The sequence below is a fragment of the Arcticibacterium sp. GJ41-1 genome, assembly GCF_055808875.1.
Map to the genome: position 1 here is coordinate 1,558,882 of NZ_CM147888.1, position 14,025 is coordinate 1,572,906.

Below are 14,025 nucleotides of genomic sequence, written 5' to 3' on the forward strand. Positions count from 1 at the left end.
GATATATTGGTAGAAAAACAAGAGCTTACCTACAAATAAAGCCCCTTAGGGGCGATATATCGGTAAATTCCCGAAGATAAAAACACAACAAAAACAATCAATCAAAAGTCTTAGCCGAATCCGCCACCAACCTATTAATTTCTGCTAATTCATTGTCTGTCAGGTTTCTCCACTTACCCACAGGCGTATCTAATTTTACATTCATGATGCGTACCCTTTTTAGTTTGGTTACCCTATAGTCTAGGTGCTCACACATCCTTCTAATTTGTCTGTTAAGACCTTGTGTTAGAATAATTCGGAAATCATATTTACCTATTTGTTCTAAGAAACATTTCTTGGTGATGGTTTCCAAAATTGGCACACCCATGCCCATTCTTTGAATAAAATTATTGGTGACAGGTTTATTGACACTCACTATATATTCCTTCTCATGGTTATTTCTAGCACGCAGAATCTTGTTTACCATGTCACCGTCATTGGTTAAAAAAATCAAACCTTCACTAGGTTTATCTAACCTGCCAATAGGGAAAATACGTTTCGGGTGATTCACAAAGTCAATGATATTGTCTTTCTCTACATTTACGTCGGTGGTGCATACTATGCCCACAGGTTTGTTTAGAGCTATATATATAAATTCCTCTTTAGGTCGTGTGATAAGTTTTCCATCTACCGCTACTTCGTCACCTTCGTCTATTTTTGTCCCCATTTCTGGCACTACGCCATTAATAGTCACGCGTCCTTCCTCTATGAGTTTGTCGGCCGCTCTTCTGGAGCAGTAGCCCGCTTCACTTAAAAACTTATTTATTCTAGTTAATGCCATTATCTATTCGAAATGAATTCGTCGTAAATTCTTTTGACCTGTAGGTCTCCAAATCCAAAAGTAGGCTCTTGGCGGCAGAACTGTCTAAATACCTCATTAAAATCTGCCGGATTAGTTTGTGCCAAAATCTGTTTTATGGTATTTCTCAAATCTCCATTTAGCACTCTTTCGTTTGCTTTAGCCGCCTTTAAAAGAAAAGGGAAAGCGTTTCTTTGCCTAGCGGCAAGCTCCTCTATTTTTGACAAGTTATTTGACTGATATGCAGGCCAAAGTTCTTTTAAGGCTATCAATTGACTTTGCGAAAGACCTTTTTTACATTCAAAAGCCACTCTCAATTCCTTCTCATTCATAATGCCAAAGCCCTGCTCACTTTGAGGTAAAACTAAGTTTATGTGTTGATTTTTTAGCAAGGAAATGACAAACCACAAATTCACCTGACAAAAGAGGTCAAACTCAAACCAAAGATTGACTTCGGCATGTTCTGGGATGTTAATAATTTTTTGAAACTCAGGAACCACATCTTTGTAATAGTCGGTGTTGGTGCCTTCATATTGACTCAGATAGGCGGCTCTTGATTTAAATAGCTCATCTAAGCTGCCTGCATTTACTTCGCCATCTACCAAAGCCTCTCTGCAAATAATTGTTTCACCAGAAATGTTTTTAGGAAATTGCTGCCGAAGCATGTCTCCATTTAGTATGTGATAGCTTAAACTCATGCTTCTAAGAGTGGAAAGTAACGTTCCTCCAAAACTTTATAATGATGAATAGGATGACCTATAACCACAAAGCCTAGAGCCAAAACACTCAAATGGCTTGTAAATGCCTTTCCCTTTCTTGAAAGCATTTCATCGTTAAAAGATTTGAAAAGAAGCTCGGTAGACATTCTCAGTATTTCCCATTCCTCCATGAGGTCGTCTACTGTTCTGTCTTTTGTAGTCGTATTTTTGGCAAAATCATCTTCCTCAAAACCTGGCAAAACTGTTTTGTCATTTCTGGCAAACCGCAAAGCTCGGTAGGTCAATATTCTTTCAGTATCAATAATATGCTGTAAAATATCTTTGACAGTCCACTTTTCGGGAGCATACACTTTATCTTTAAGTGCTTTTAATTTATCCAAATCAGCCATTATGTCATGAGGCTTGTTTTGCTCGAATGCCTCGTTTAAGGGCAAATCGTCCACTTTTTTGATATATCTATCAAAGAAATCGGGTAATTCTGGCATGTCAGACCACTTTTGAGTCATAAGGTATTGTTTTTGTTGTTTAAGCAACTAAGCTGGCATCCTTTTGTCAATTATAAAAGCCTTTTAAATAAAAAATAGTTTGAAATGGCTGATGGGATCTTTAATTGTGAAAGAATCGTAGTTTTGACTAAGGGCAAATTTGTGAAATTATGGAAGAAGAAGAAGAAATTGTAGATAAAAAACCAAGGTACTCTGAGACCGAAAAATATAAGGTGTTTGACAGCGAATTTATGCCACACATAGATTCCATGTACAACTTTGCCTTTCGTTTGACCAATGATGAAGACGGGGCAAATGATTTGGTTCAAGATACATATTTAAAGGCCTTCAGGTTTATTAATTCCTTTCAGAAAGGGACTAATGCCAAAGCATGGCTTTTTAGAATATTAAAAAACTCTTTTATCAATGATTATAGAAAAAAGAGCAAAGAACCTGCAAAGGTAGATTACCAAGAAGTGGAGTCTGTATATAACTCAGCAGACGAACCTCAATATAACGGAACGGTAGATTTAAGAACAGAAATGGTGCACGATCTCATTGGAGATGAGGTAGCTATGTCTTTAAATGGTTTACCGGTCGATTTCAGAACAGTCATAATTTTATGTGACATAGAAGGTTTCACATACGAAGAAATGGCTAAGATTTTAGACATACCAATAGGAACTGTAAGATCTAGATTACATAGAGCTCGGAACTTATTGAAAGAGAAATTGCGTTCTTACGCTACAAGCATGGGATATAAGGAGTTACGCTAATTATTCCATTGACTAAAAAGTATTATAAAATCAATTTTTGAGATGAGTGAGGAGAAAATTTCTGAAGTAAAACATAATTGCCAAAACCATGAGCGATGTATGGAGATGATTCAGGCGGTTTTAGATGGTTCGGCTTCTAAGGAAGAAGTGGAGCATTTTAAAAACGAAATGGATACATGCCTGCCATGCATTGAAGGGCATGAGCTCCAGAAGAGTATTAAAGAGGCTCTTAGCGTCAAATTGGAGAAAAAATGCTGTCCTAAAGCTACAGTTTCATCTATCAGAGAGAAGCTAGGCTTTGCTACCATGATTATAGCAATTGCAATACTTCAAATAAAAGTTATTCAAGCTGTTTTTTAAAATAGTTTACTAAAGTATAACGGCATCCACTGGAATGATTTTCAGTGGATTTTTTATTTTTGTGCAACCAAAAATATTTCAATGGGCAAAGCCATCATATTCTGTGCACCTTCTGGATCTGGAAAAACTACATTAGTAAAGCATCTAATTGCTAATAATAATGATTTGGGGTTTTCTATATCTGCCTGTACTAGAGACAAGAGAGGAAGAAATGAAGTACACGGACAAGATTACTACTTCTTAACTATTGACGAATTTAGAACCAGTATAGAGGCAGATAAATTTGTGGAGTGGGAGGAGGTTTACCCGGGAGGCTATTACGGTACGTTAAAAACAGAGATAGAAAGACTTTGGGCCGAAGGCAAAAACGTAATTTTTGATGTAGATGTAAAAGGGGGCTTACAGCTCAAAAAGTATTTTGGTGAAAAGGCCCTAGCTATTTTTGTCAAAGTGCCATCTCAGGAGGTTTTGGAGCAAAGACTTCGTCAAAGAGGTACTGAAACAGAAGAGAGCCTGTCAAAAAGGTTATACAAAGTCAAATTTGAAATGACTTTTCAAGACAAATTTGATGTAGTACTGCTTAATGATGAACTAGAATCTTCTCAAAAGAAAGCAGAAAAGCTTTACGCCGATTTTAAAAGTGGTGATTTAGTGCTGGATGAACAACCACTAAGAGTTTAAGAATGAAAATAGGTCTGTTTTTCGGTTCTTTTAATCCTATTCATTTAGGGCATTTGATTATTGGAAACACCATGGCTACCCATACAGATTTGGGTGAGGTCTGGTATATAATTTCTCCTCAAAACCCTTTCAAGAAAAATAAGGGCCTACTTCACGAGTTTGACAGGCTGACTATGGTGGAAAAAGCCATTGCCGATAACCCTAAACTTAGGGTGTCTGATGTGGAGTTTAATTTGCCCAAGCCGAGCTATACCATTGACACACTAACTGTTTTAGCTGAAAAGTACCCACAGCATGAATTTGTGCTTATTATGGGAGAGGATAATTTGGTACAGTTTGAGAAATGGAAAAATTACGATAAGATTTTAGCGTATTATAAACTATACGTTTACGAAAGACCTAATACCGCACCGCATAATTTCAAAGACCACCCAGCGGTTTCTTTTGTAGAAGCACCACTTTTAGATATTTCTGCCACTTTTATCAGAAAATGTATTAAAAATGGGCAGTCCATTAAGTATATGGTGAAAGAAGAAGTGGAAGAATACATCGCTTGGAAAGGTTTTTACGCCTAAACTTCCTCGCCAATTACTTTCAAGCCTTTTAGCGTCAAATTAATATCTACATCATCAAACTCCGATTGCAATCCCTTTAATATAGAAGATAAGCCACCTGTGGCAAATACTTTACATGGCGTGCCTATTTCCTTTTTAAAGTGTATCAGTAAATTTCTGACTAATCCTTCATAGCCATACAAAACACCCGACTGTATAGATTTTAATGTATTTCTACCAATCGCTTTCTCCGGCAATTCTAAAGGAACTTCTGGCAGCTGTGAAGTTTTAGAAAATAAGGCATGCACGGCGGTTTTAAGGCCGGGTGTAATGGCTACTCCCAGCACTTCCCCTTTATTACTTACAGCGGTAAAAGTAAGTGCGGTGCCGAAATCAACCACAATACAAGCAGACTGCGAACTTTTAAAAGCAGAAACGGCATTGCAATATAAATCTGAACCAAGTTCATCTGGGTTTTCAATATCGACAGAAACTTCAGGATGAATCCCCGGCTTTACCACAATAGTTTTGGCAGTACTTAATCTGTTTAAAATATCTTCAATAAGATGAGTTAACTCTGGTACTACGCTGCTTAAGACGGTTTTCTGGAATTGGCTGGCTGAAATATTATTTTCCAAAAAGAAATTATGCAAACCATATTCAAAGAACATAGTTCCTTCATCTTTTTTAGAAGGAATCCGATAAGTATGTTTTAGGTGGTCGCCTTCAAATATCCCAAAAAGAATGTCGGTATTGCCAATATCTGCTACAAGCATAGACAGGTTAGTTTTTTTTGTGAAAATTAAGCATTAAATCAGAATAAAAATAACCCACACTTCGTCGACAAACTTTTGGCTGGGGCACTTTAGTTTATTACATTGTGTTTAGAAAGGGAAGGGAAGGGGCTTTGGTTAGTTAGAAATATATTATCAAAATTTCCCTTTAATTAAAAAAGGTTGTACCTTTGCAGCCTTGTTGAGAACGAGGAAATGAAAGAGCATTCAAAATATCAGATAAATATTCAAGGTCTTGAGAATAAAAGACATGAATTTGACTTTGAGGGAGATGATGCCTTTTTTGAGTCTTTTGAGCAAGAACTCATTGAAAAAGGGAACTTTAAAGCTGATGTAAAGCTTGACAAGTCTTTGACAATGATTAGGCTAGACTTACATATAACGGGTTCTTTAACCTTAGTATGTGATAGAAGCTTAGAGGAGTTTGAAGAGCCATTTGAAATATACGAGAAATACGTGTATAAATTTGGTGACGATTATGAAGTAGTATCTGAAGATATGGAAGTGATTCCATTTGGAACTGCCGAAATTAATCTGGCTAGAAACATCTTTGAGTATATTGGTTTAGCCTTGCCAATGAAAAGGCTTCATCCGAGCTTAAGAAGCGATGATGATGAGGGCGGGTTTGTTTTTTCTGATTCTGAAGAAAAAGAAGATACTCCCAAAAGCGAAGCGATTGACCCAAGGTGGGCAGCACTTCAAAGTTTGAAAAAAGATTTATAAGTTTTATTAAATAGGTAAGTAATGGCACATCCGAAACGAAAAATTTCGAAAACGAGAAGAGATAAGCGTAGAACGCATGATAACTTGGCAACAAAGACTTTGTCTGTAGATGCTACTACAGGTGAAATTCATGTACGTCACCGTGCTCACGTTTATGAAGGCAACCTTTTTTACAAAGGTAAATTGGTGGCAGAAGACTATAAGTAATATCTTATCAGTTTCTTAACTACTTCAGGGCTCGCTAACCAAATGAATATTGCAGTAGACGTAATGGGAGGAGACTATGCCCCAAAAGTTGCCATCGAAGGCGTACTTTTGGCTTTGTCAGAACTTCCATCTTCTGTTAAGTTGACTTTGGTAGGCAGAGAAGATGAAATTTCAGCAGCACTTAATGAAAGAGGTGTTTCTGATGATAGAATTATTATACAGCATGCTCAGGATGTTGTGGAGATGCATGAGCATCCTACAAAAGCCTTTTCACAGAAACCCAACTCTAGTATTAGTGTTGGGTTTAAGCTTTTAAAAGCTGGGCAAGTTGACGCCATATGTAGTGCCGGTAATACTGGAGCTATGATGGTGAACTCACTTTTTATCTTAAAAACTTACGGAAACATCCAAAGACCACCTATAGCTGGTTTTTTTCCTATGAAGGATGGTAAGTCAAGTTTGATGTTAGATATTGGTGCCAATGCCGACTGTAAACCAGAAGTTTTGGTGCAGTTTGCTGAGCTTGGTTCTCTTTATGCAAAACTCTATTTTGGGATTGAAAGTCCTAAGGTGGCTCTTCTTAATATAGGAGAAGAGGAAACCAAGGGTTCTGCTGTAGCATTAGCTACGCATCAATTACTTAAGGTAAACGATAAGATTAATTTTGTTGGTAATATTGAGGGTAGAGATCTTTTTGAAGGTGTGGCCGACGTAGTAGTTACGGAAGGTTTTACTGGAAATGTGATTTTTAAAATGGGCGAATCATTTTATGAATACGCTAATAGTAAAAATATAAAAGACCCTCTTATTGACAGAATGAATTATGAAGTAGTAGGTGGGAGCCCTATTATTGGAGTGAAAGGGAATGTTATTGTAGCACACGGTATTTCTTCGCCGGTGGCAATAAAAAATATGATTTTACTTGCTCAAAGGCAGGTAGAATCCGGAGTAAATGCTAAAATTGCAGAAGTCTTCGGAGACTAATCTGCTATTAATCAAAAGAACCTAAAATCTTTTATGAGCTTGAAAGCCGCAATTACGGGGGTACATGGTTACCTTCCAGAAGATGTTCTGACCAATGCTGACTTAGAAAAATTGGTTGACACTAACGATGAATGGATTGTTAGTAGAACAGGAATCAAAGAAAGAAGAATTTTAAAGGGAGAAGGTTTAGGAACCTCATACATGGCAGCAGAAGCTGTTAGAGGACTCCTGAAAAAAACTAATACAGACGCTTCTGAAGTTGATTTGGTTATTGTAGCTACGGTTACGCCAGATTACTTTTTCCCATCTACAGCTAATTTAGTTTGTACACAAACGGGCATTGGCTCTATTGGTAGTTTTGATATCATGGCTGCTTGCTCGGGCTTTATATATGCCCTTTCTACGGGTAGCCAGTTCATTGAAACTGGAAAATACAAGAAAGTTATTGTGGTAGGTGCTGATAAGATGTCGGCTATTGTCGATTGGAAAGATCGTACTACCTGTATACTGTTTGGAGATGGTGCAGGAGCAGTTATGTTAGAACCAAATGAAGATGGTGAAGGCATATTGGATTTTAAACTACATTCTGACGGTACAGGCGAAAATCATTTGATAATGAAAGGTGGTGGAAGTAAAATTCCAGCCTCTTTAGAGAGTGTAGCCCAAGATTTACATTATATTCGTCAAGAGGGACAAGCAGTATTTAAATTTGCTGTCACCAAAATGGCTGATGCCGCTGCCGAAATAATGAAAGATAATAATTTAACTGGTGACGATATAGCTTTTTTAGTGCCTCATCAGGCCAATAAGAGAATTATAGACGCTACTGCCAGAAGAATGGATATAGGTTCTGAAAAAGTCATGATGAATATTGACCGATACGGAAACACTACCGCAGCTACTATTCCTTTATGTCTTTTTGATTTTGAGTCAAAACTTAAGAAAGGTGACAATATAGTTTTAGCAGCTTTTGGTGGAGGGTTTACTTGGGGCTCGGTCTATATCAAATGGGCTTATTAAATTGAAATAAATAATATTATAATATGGCTACTACGTCAGATTTTAGAAACGGACTGGTAATAGAATACAATAACGGTCTTTGTATTATTACTGAATTTCAGCACGTTAAACCGGGGAAAGGCCCTGCTTTCGTAAGAACTAAACTTAAAAACATCAGAACTGGTAAAGTATTAGACAATACTTTTACGGCAGGTGTTTCTGTAGTAACAGCAAGGGTTGAAAGAAGAAAGCATCAATTTATTTATAGTGACGACATGGGTTTTCACTTTATGAATACAGAGACTTTTGAGCAGATAAATCTACCTGCTGATATGGTGCCTTCAAACGACCTTTTGAAAGAAGGGGAGAATGTAGACATTTTAATTCATGCAGAAGAAGAAACACCTTTAATGGTAGAACTTCCTATGTATGTAGAATTAAGGGTAAGTTACACAGAGCCAGGTCTTAAAGGCGATACTGCTAACAGCCCAATGAAACCTGCAGAGGTGGAAACAGGTGCTACTATTAAAGTGCCTCTTTTTATTGAAAACGACGAATTAATTAAAGTCAATACTGGGACCTACGAGTATGACTCACGCGTCAAAGAAAACTAGAGAAATCGCCTATTCGGGCGATTTTCCTAATTTTGACGATATCTTTTTCTTTTTACATTTGTAACACTCAAAAAATACCTTTTCACAGAAATGGAGACAAAAGAGATTCAGAAACTAATAGATTATATTTCAAAATCGGATTTGGATGAAGTGAATATCGAAACTTCCGAATTGAAATTACATATCAAAAGAAATACAGGAGCAACGGTACAAACAACGCAGTTAGTAGCCGCACCAGCTCCAGCCGCATTACCAGCTGCAGCCCCTGCGGCAGCCGCACCAGAAGCAGCCGCTGCACCGGCAGTAGATGCCAATGCAGGTCTGATTGAAGTGAAATCTCCTATGATTGGGACTTTTTACCGTTCAGCCGGCCCTGGAAAACCAAATTTTAAAGAAATAGGTGATAACATGGCAGAGGGTGATGTTATCTGTATAGTAGAGGCAATGAAGCTTTTCAATGAGATTGAAGCTGAAGTTACCGGAAAAATTGTAAAAGTATTAGTGGATGACGCTACTCCTGTAGAGTTTGACCAGCCACTATTCTTAGTTGACCCTTCTTAATGTTCTATTAAAATAATATCTATGTTTAAGAAATTATTAATAGCCAATAGAGGAGAAATAGCCCTTAGGATAATGAGGACCTGTCGTGAGATGGGCATTAAAACTGTGGCAGTTTATTCTACGGCAGACAGAGATAGTTTGCATGTGAGATTTGCTGACGAAGCGGTTTGTATTGGGCCTCCTCAAAGTGCCAAATCATATTTAAGTATTCCAAACATCCTTTCAGCAGCAGAAATTACTAACGCGGATGCTATTCATCCAGGTTATGGTTTCCTTTCTGAGAATGCGGAATTCTCGAAAATTTGTGAAGATTACGGTATCAAATTCATTGGTGCTACATCAGAACAAATTAACCAAATGGGAGACAAGGCTACGGCCAAGAAAACCATGCAAAAAGCTGGTGTTCCTGTAATACCTGGTTCTGATGGTCTTTTAGAGTCTGTAGAAGAAGGTATTGTTCTTGCCAATAAAATGGGCTATCCTGTAATAGTGAAAGCTACGGCAGGTGGTGGTGGAAGAGGAATGAGAATTATCAGAAAGGATTCTGAATTTCAAAAGATGTGGGATGATGCCAAAATGGAATCAGGAGCTGCTTTTGGAAATGACGGCCTTTATCTTGAAAAATTTGTAGAAGATCCTCGCCATATTGAGATTCAAATAGTAGGAGATAGCTATGGTAAAGTTTGCCATCTTTCTGAAAGAGATTGTTCTATCCAAAGAAGACATCAAAAGCTTCTGGAAGAAACGCCTTCTCCTGTAGTTAATTCTGAATTACGTAAGAAAATGGGAGAAGCTGCCATTAAAGGAGCTACGGCCATTAAGTACGAAGGTGCTGGTACGGTTGAGTTTTTGGTAGACAAACATGGTGACTTTTATTTCATGGAAATGAATACTAGAATCCAAGTGGAGCATCCTATTACGGAAGAAGTTACTGACTTTGACCTTATAAAAGAGCAAATAAAAGTAGCCGCTGGTATTCCTATCTCTGGTAAAAACTATGAGCCAAAGAAATTTTCAATGGAGTGCCGTATTAATGCGGAAGACCCAAAGAATGGTTTTAGACCATGCCCTGGGACTATAAAATCAATGCATTTTCCTGGTGGACATGGTGTAAGAGTAGATAGCCACGTATATGTAGGTTATACTATTCCACCACATTATGACTCTATGATAGCAAAGGTTATTGTGACTGCACAAAGCCGCGAAGAGGTAATTGTGAGAATGAAACGAGCCTTAGATGAGTTTTATATAGAGGGTGTAAAAACCACTATTCCATTCCATCAGAAATTGATGGAGGATGAAACATTTAAGTCGGGTATATTTACTACCAGTTTCTTAGACACATTTGATTTCTCTGATTTATAAGAGTAAAGAGCCCTCCAAAGGGCTCTTTTTTTGTTTATGTATTTACCAAAGCACAAGTTAGACATCTAACAAAGCTATTTTTTTGAAATACTCGTATCTTAGTACCAAGCTTTCAACGAATCTATGTACCTAAGAAAAACTTTCCTACTTCTAATACTTCCTGTTTTATCTTCTTTCGGTCAAAGCCAGTTTGGTAATGACTGGATAAACTATAACCAAGAATATTGGAAAATTACAGTTTCTGCTGATGGCGTTTATGAGTTGCCGGTGGAGGACTTAGTGGCTAATGGGTTTGATGCTAATGTAAATCTAGCTAATGTTCAGCTGTTTTATATGGGTAAAGAAATGGCTATTCAGGTGGTAGAAGCAGAAGGTAGTTCGTCTGAAAAGATTGTTTTTTATGGCGAACGGAATAAAGGAGATTTAGATGCCTTGGTTTATCGACCTTCAGATGCTAGAATGAATCCAAATCAAAGTTTGTTCTCTGACGAATCGTCTTATTTTTTGACCTTAGGGGGAAACAATGGGAAACGTATGGAGGTACTTGGCTACTCTGAAAACCTAAACGCCAACTATTACATAAAGCGAGCGTTGATTTCCTTTGAAGAGCAGTATTCTTTTAATAATAGCCTTGGTTTACTTCCTGTTTTACAGCAAAGTTATTTTGAGTCAGGTGAGGGTTGGTCGGGTCCTATTATGAGTGCTGATTCTAGCTCGTCTTTTAATATTCCGCTTAGTGGCTTTTTTCAAGGGACGAATCATGCCCCAAAACTTAGTTTTAAATTAAACGGTCGCTCAAGAACGCCACATAAAATACTTTATGCTCTTAATGGAGTTATACAATCAGATACCTTAATATTTGATTCCTTTGAAGAAGTAAGCAAAGAAATCGAGTTTGCTTCTACCGAGGTTTTTGAAGGGGATTTGACAATAGATTTTTATCCTATAGTTCAAGGTGATTTTGACTGGTATTCGGTAACCTATTTAGACTTTTACTATCCCCGTGAAATAGCCTTTGTGAAAAGTGAGGTAAGCTTTAAAAGCCAATCAGGCTTTAATTATCCCGTTAAAAATGGCATTTGGAATATAACAGACTTGTGGAATGTTGGTACATATGAAAGTAAGGAGGGAGTATTTTCTTCGGAAAAAGATGCTGTCAATTATTATGCTACCAGTTCAAAAAGTGTAGATAAAATAGAGGCTATAAATTTCAAGGAAATAATAGGGAGTAATTATAACTACATTATTCTAAGTCCTGAAAGTCTAGGAGAAGGAGCTGAGGCGTATGCCGTCTATAGGGGAAGTGCGGAAGGTGGAGCTTATAAAACATTGGTGATAAGTCCTGCCGAACTTTTTAATCAATTTACTTACGGTTTAAGAAGCCCTGTTGCTATCACACGGATGGCAGATTTAGTTTTACAGGGTAGTTCAGCTCCTAAATTTCTGTTTCTTTTAGGACGTGGAGTTTCTTTTCCCGATGTACTTAAAGCAAACAAGGATTTAGATTTAGTGCCTACTTTCGGTTACCCAGGTTCAGATATTTTATTGACCGCAGGTACGGGTGGGGAGTCGGAAGATGTGGCTGGAATGCCTACTGGGCGACTAAATGTAACTACTAACGCTCAAATATTGACTTACCTCGATAAGGTAAAAGAAACAGAAGCTGCCCCTAGAGGACAACCTTGGAAAAAAAATATTCTGCATTTATCAGGAGGTAAAGATGCTTTTGAAATAAGCTCTTTGGCCAGAACCTTGGATAATATTAAACAGCAAGCAAAGGATAAGTTTTGGGCTGCAGATATTTCATCAGCAAGGAAGCAAAGCTTAGAAGAGGTAGAAGATATTGATATTTCAGAGGAACTTAATGAAGGTGTAGGAATGATAACTTTTGCAGGGCACGGTTCCGCAAATGTAATAGACCTAAACATTGGTTATTGCTCAGACGTAACTCGAAACTTTGATAATAAGGGAAAATACCCACTGATGTTTTTTAATGGCTGTGGTGTAGGGAATGTTTTTTACCGATACGACCCTTTGACTACTGATTGGTTACTTACGCCAAATAAAGGAGCTATCGCGGTCTTTGCTAATTCTTTTTGGAGTTACCTTTTACCAACCCAATTATATCTAAATAGACTTTATGATAAGCTATTTGTAGATTCAAAGACTATTGGATTGACTTTGGGAGAAATTCAACAGGCTGTCAATAGAGATTTAGATGTTTTAAAAGGAAATACTTTTATCAAAGCCAATATGCATCAAATGATTTTGCAGGGTGACCCTGCCATTAAGATGTTTGCTATGGAAGCACCGGATTTTGCTTTGGACGATGATGGTTTTTCAATTAACTCAGAAGACTCCTCAAAAAGCATCAATGAAAGTGACTCGATATACATAAAAGCGGTTGTAAGTAATTATGGAAGGTATGATGAGAATACAGTATTTAATACCAGACTTATCGTAGAAAGAGGGGAGGAGTCTAATAGTTATGACTTCCCGACTCCAGCCATTGGTAGAAAAGACACTTTAATGTTCAAAATTCCGAATCTGTCAGGCATTACCAAAATTGGTTTATCACTTAATAATGCAGCAGCTAGATTAAATGAGCTTAGTTTTGCAAATAATGACTATAGCTTAGTTTTTGACAATTGGCAGGCGGCTGGAACTTCTAGTGTTTACCCTGCACAGATTGTTGCTGATAATGTGGCTCCACTGATTTTGGTTAGAGTGAATAACAAGCGTTTAGAAAGTGGTGATTATATCGCCGCTTCTTCTGGTTTGGAGGTGAAGTTAATTGATGAAAACTCTTTAGCTAATTCGCAGTTTGAGCTTTTGACGGTTAATTTGATTTCGTCTTCTGGTGAGGAAACGTCCGTCGTCCTGAATTCTGTTGATTTTAATAATGGGAATGAATTAATTGCCAATGCTCTTTTAAATTTACAGCCGGGTAATTATCAATTACAAATAACAGGACAAGACCTTTCTGGGAATCAGGCTGCTACTTATACCGCGAGTTTTGTGGTAGCTGCTAAGGAGGCTGAAAGTACCATAGTGACGTATCCTAATCCTGTGGTGAATAGCAATGAAGCCTATGTTGTTTATCAGTTAGTGTCACCAGAAAGTCCTAAAGAAGGCATGCTTCATGTCTATAATAATCAAGGGCGTTTAATGTATGCCAAAAAGGTGACTCCCACAGTTGGCAAGAACACCGAAACACTGGGAGTTCAAAGCTTTTCAGCTGGAGTTTATACAGTGAAATTGGAGTTGGTTTGGCTACAAAAAGAGGAAACGCTGAGCAGTAGGTTTGTGATACCTTAATCGATAAGTTTTGTCTTTTTTTTGGCAAAAAGGCGATAGATAGACGA

At 37.6% G+C, this 14,025-nt stretch carries 16 protein-coding genes; 12 read left to right on the forward strand and 4 right to left on the reverse strand.

From position 1 onward, the window contains the following. Positions 1-97: 97 nt before the first annotated feature. Genes rluF through AC0L6O_RS06190 form a run of 3 tightly spaced genes read right to left on the reverse strand, consistent with a single transcriptional unit; the run spans position 98 to position 2,063 of the window. Positions 98-820, reverse strand: coding sequence for a 23S rRNA pseudouridine(2604) synthase RluF (rluF, locus tag AC0L6O_RS06180; protein ID WP_473307125.1), 723 nt, complete (start codon positions 818-820; stop codon positions 98-100). Next, positions 820-1,536 carry a DUF1835 domain-containing protein gene (locus tag AC0L6O_RS06185; protein WP_473307127.1) on the reverse strand — a complete coding sequence of 239 codons (717 nt, stop codon included), beginning with the start codon at positions 1,534-1,536 and terminating at the stop codon, positions 820-822. Before AC0L6O_RS06185 ends, rluF begins: the two co-directional genes overlap by 1 nt. Then, entirely contained in the window at positions 1,533-2,063 is a 531-nt protein-coding gene (locus AC0L6O_RS06190) for a DinB family protein (protein ID WP_473307128.1), read from the reverse strand. Before AC0L6O_RS06190 ends, AC0L6O_RS06185 begins: the two co-directional genes overlap by 4 nt. A gap of 149 nt (positions 2,064-2,212) precedes the next feature. Here AC0L6O_RS06190 and AC0L6O_RS06195 point away from each other — a divergent pair, with 149 nt between their 5' ends. The 4 genes from AC0L6O_RS06195 (at position 2,213) to nadD (ending at position 4,434) form a co-directional block, all read left to right on the forward strand. After that, on the forward strand, positions 2,213-2,818 hold the full coding sequence (locus AC0L6O_RS06195) for a sigma-70 family RNA polymerase sigma factor (protein WP_473307129.1): 606 nt from the start codon (positions 2,213-2,215) through the stop codon (positions 2,816-2,818). Between the two features lie 42 nt (positions 2,819-2,860). Continuing rightward, on the forward strand, positions 2,861-3,178 hold the full coding sequence (locus AC0L6O_RS06200; RefSeq protein ID WP_473307131.1) for a hypothetical protein: 318 nt from the start codon (positions 2,861-2,863) through the stop codon (positions 3,176-3,178). Between the two features lie 81 nt (positions 3,179-3,259). Beyond that, a complete protein-coding gene (gene gmk, locus AC0L6O_RS06205) occupies positions 3,260-3,859 on the forward strand; it encodes a guanylate kinase (RefSeq protein ID WP_473307132.1) in 600 nt (199 codons plus the stop codon). A gap of 2 nt (positions 3,860-3,861) precedes the next feature. Next, positions 3,862-4,434, forward strand: coding sequence for a nicotinate (nicotinamide) nucleotide adenylyltransferase (gene nadD, locus AC0L6O_RS06210; protein WP_473307133.1), 573 nt, complete (start codon positions 3,862-3,864; stop codon positions 4,432-4,434). Here nadD and AC0L6O_RS06215 read toward each other — a convergent pair. Continuing rightward, entirely contained in the window at positions 4,431-5,189 is a 759-nt protein-coding gene (locus AC0L6O_RS06215) for a type III pantothenate kinase (protein WP_473307134.1), read from the reverse strand. The genes nadD and AC0L6O_RS06215 overlap by 4 nt on opposite strands. 213 nt (positions 5,190-5,402) lie before the next feature. Here AC0L6O_RS06215 and AC0L6O_RS06220 point away from each other — a divergent pair, with 213 nt between their 5' ends. The 8 genes from AC0L6O_RS06220 (at position 5,403) to porU2 (ending at position 13,978) form a co-directional block, all read left to right on the forward strand. Further along, positions 5,403-5,930 (forward strand): YceD family protein, encoded by a 528-nt coding sequence (locus AC0L6O_RS06220; RefSeq protein WP_473307136.1) that lies wholly within the window; start codon positions 5,403-5,405, stop codon positions 5,928-5,930. Positions 5,931-5,951: 21 nt separating this feature from the next. After that, positions 5,952-6,137: a 50S ribosomal protein L32 gene (rpmF, locus tag AC0L6O_RS06225; RefSeq protein WP_341226971.1), complete on the forward strand. Its 186-nt coding sequence runs from the start codon at positions 5,952-5,954 to the stop codon at positions 6,135-6,137. Positions 6,138-6,179: 42 nt separating this feature from the next. Further along, entirely contained in the window at positions 6,180-7,121 is a 942-nt protein-coding gene (plsX, locus tag AC0L6O_RS06230; protein ID WP_473307138.1) for a phosphate acyltransferase PlsX, read from the forward strand. Between the two features lie 33 nt (positions 7,122-7,154). Further along, entirely contained in the window at positions 7,155-8,141 is a 987-nt protein-coding gene (locus AC0L6O_RS06235; RefSeq protein ID WP_473307140.1) for a beta-ketoacyl-ACP synthase III, read from the forward strand. Positions 8,142-8,164: 23 nt separating this feature from the next. Beyond that, positions 8,165-8,734 (forward strand): elongation factor P, encoded by a 570-nt coding sequence (gene efp, locus AC0L6O_RS06240; protein WP_473307141.1) that lies wholly within the window; start codon positions 8,165-8,167, stop codon positions 8,732-8,734. Between the two features lie 90 nt (positions 8,735-8,824). After that, positions 8,825-9,295: an acetyl-CoA carboxylase biotin carboxyl carrier protein gene (accB, locus tag AC0L6O_RS06245; protein ID WP_473307142.1), complete on the forward strand. Its 471-nt coding sequence runs from the start codon at positions 8,825-8,827 to the stop codon at positions 9,293-9,295. A gap of 21 nt (positions 9,296-9,316) precedes the next feature. Then, a complete protein-coding gene (accC, locus tag AC0L6O_RS06250; protein WP_473307144.1) occupies positions 9,317-10,660 on the forward strand; it encodes an acetyl-CoA carboxylase biotin carboxylase subunit in 1,344 nt (447 codons plus the stop codon). Positions 10,661-10,783: 123 nt separating this feature from the next. Beyond that, positions 10,784-13,978 carry a putative type IX secretion system sortase PorU2 gene (porU2, locus tag AC0L6O_RS06255; RefSeq protein ID WP_473307145.1) on the forward strand — a complete coding sequence of 1,065 codons (3,195 nt, stop codon included), beginning with the start codon at positions 10,784-10,786 and terminating at the stop codon, positions 13,976-13,978. Positions 13,979-14,025 lie beyond the last annotated feature (47 nt).

What these genes read in the sequence shown, in the direction of transcription:
- rluF (WP_473307125.1), bottom strand. Translation starts at nt 820, where the DNA reads ATGGCATTAACTAGAATAAATAAGTTTTTAAGTGAAGCGGGCTACTGC.
- AC0L6O_RS06185 (WP_473307127.1), bottom strand. Translation starts at nt 1,536, where the DNA reads ATGAGTTTAAGCTATCACATACTAAATGGAGACATGCTTCGGCAGCAA.
- AC0L6O_RS06190 (WP_473307128.1), bottom strand. Translation starts at nt 2,063, where the DNA reads ATGACTCAAAAGTGGTCTGACATGCCAGAATTACCCGATTTCTTTGAT.
- AC0L6O_RS06195 (WP_473307129.1), top strand. Translation starts at nt 2,213, where the DNA reads ATGGAAGAAGAAGAAGAAATTGTAGATAAAAAACCAAGGTACTCTGAG.
- AC0L6O_RS06200 (WP_473307131.1), top strand. Translation starts at nt 2,861, where the DNA reads ATGAGTGAGGAGAAAATTTCTGAAGTAAAACATAATTGCCAAAACCAT.
- gmk (WP_473307132.1), top strand. Translation starts at nt 3,260, where the DNA reads ATGGGCAAAGCCATCATATTCTGTGCACCTTCTGGATCTGGAAAAACT.
- nadD (WP_473307133.1), top strand. Translation starts at nt 3,862, where the DNA reads ATGAAAATAGGTCTGTTTTTCGGTTCTTTTAATCCTATTCATTTAGGG.
- AC0L6O_RS06215 (WP_473307134.1), bottom strand. Translation starts at nt 5,189, where the DNA reads ATGCTTGTAGCAGATATTGGCAATACCGACATTCTTTTTGGGATATTT.
- AC0L6O_RS06220 (WP_473307136.1), top strand. Translation starts at nt 5,403, where the DNA reads ATGAAAGAGCATTCAAAATATCAGATAAATATTCAAGGTCTTGAGAAT.
- rpmF (WP_341226971.1), top strand. Translation starts at nt 5,952, where the DNA reads ATGGCACATCCGAAACGAAAAATTTCGAAAACGAGAAGAGATAAGCGT.
- plsX (WP_473307138.1), top strand. Translation starts at nt 6,180, where the DNA reads ATGAATATTGCAGTAGACGTAATGGGAGGAGACTATGCCCCAAAAGTT.
- AC0L6O_RS06235 (WP_473307140.1), top strand. Translation starts at nt 7,155, where the DNA reads ATGAGCTTGAAAGCCGCAATTACGGGGGTACATGGTTACCTTCCAGAA.
- efp (WP_473307141.1), top strand. Translation starts at nt 8,165, where the DNA reads ATGGCTACTACGTCAGATTTTAGAAACGGACTGGTAATAGAATACAAT.
- accB (WP_473307142.1), top strand. Translation starts at nt 8,825, where the DNA reads ATGGAGACAAAAGAGATTCAGAAACTAATAGATTATATTTCAAAATCG.
- accC (WP_473307144.1), top strand. Translation starts at nt 9,317, where the DNA reads ATGTTTAAGAAATTATTAATAGCCAATAGAGGAGAAATAGCCCTTAGG.
- porU2 (WP_473307145.1), top strand. Translation starts at nt 10,784, where the DNA reads ATGTACCTAAGAAAAACTTTCCTACTTCTAATACTTCCTGTTTTATCT.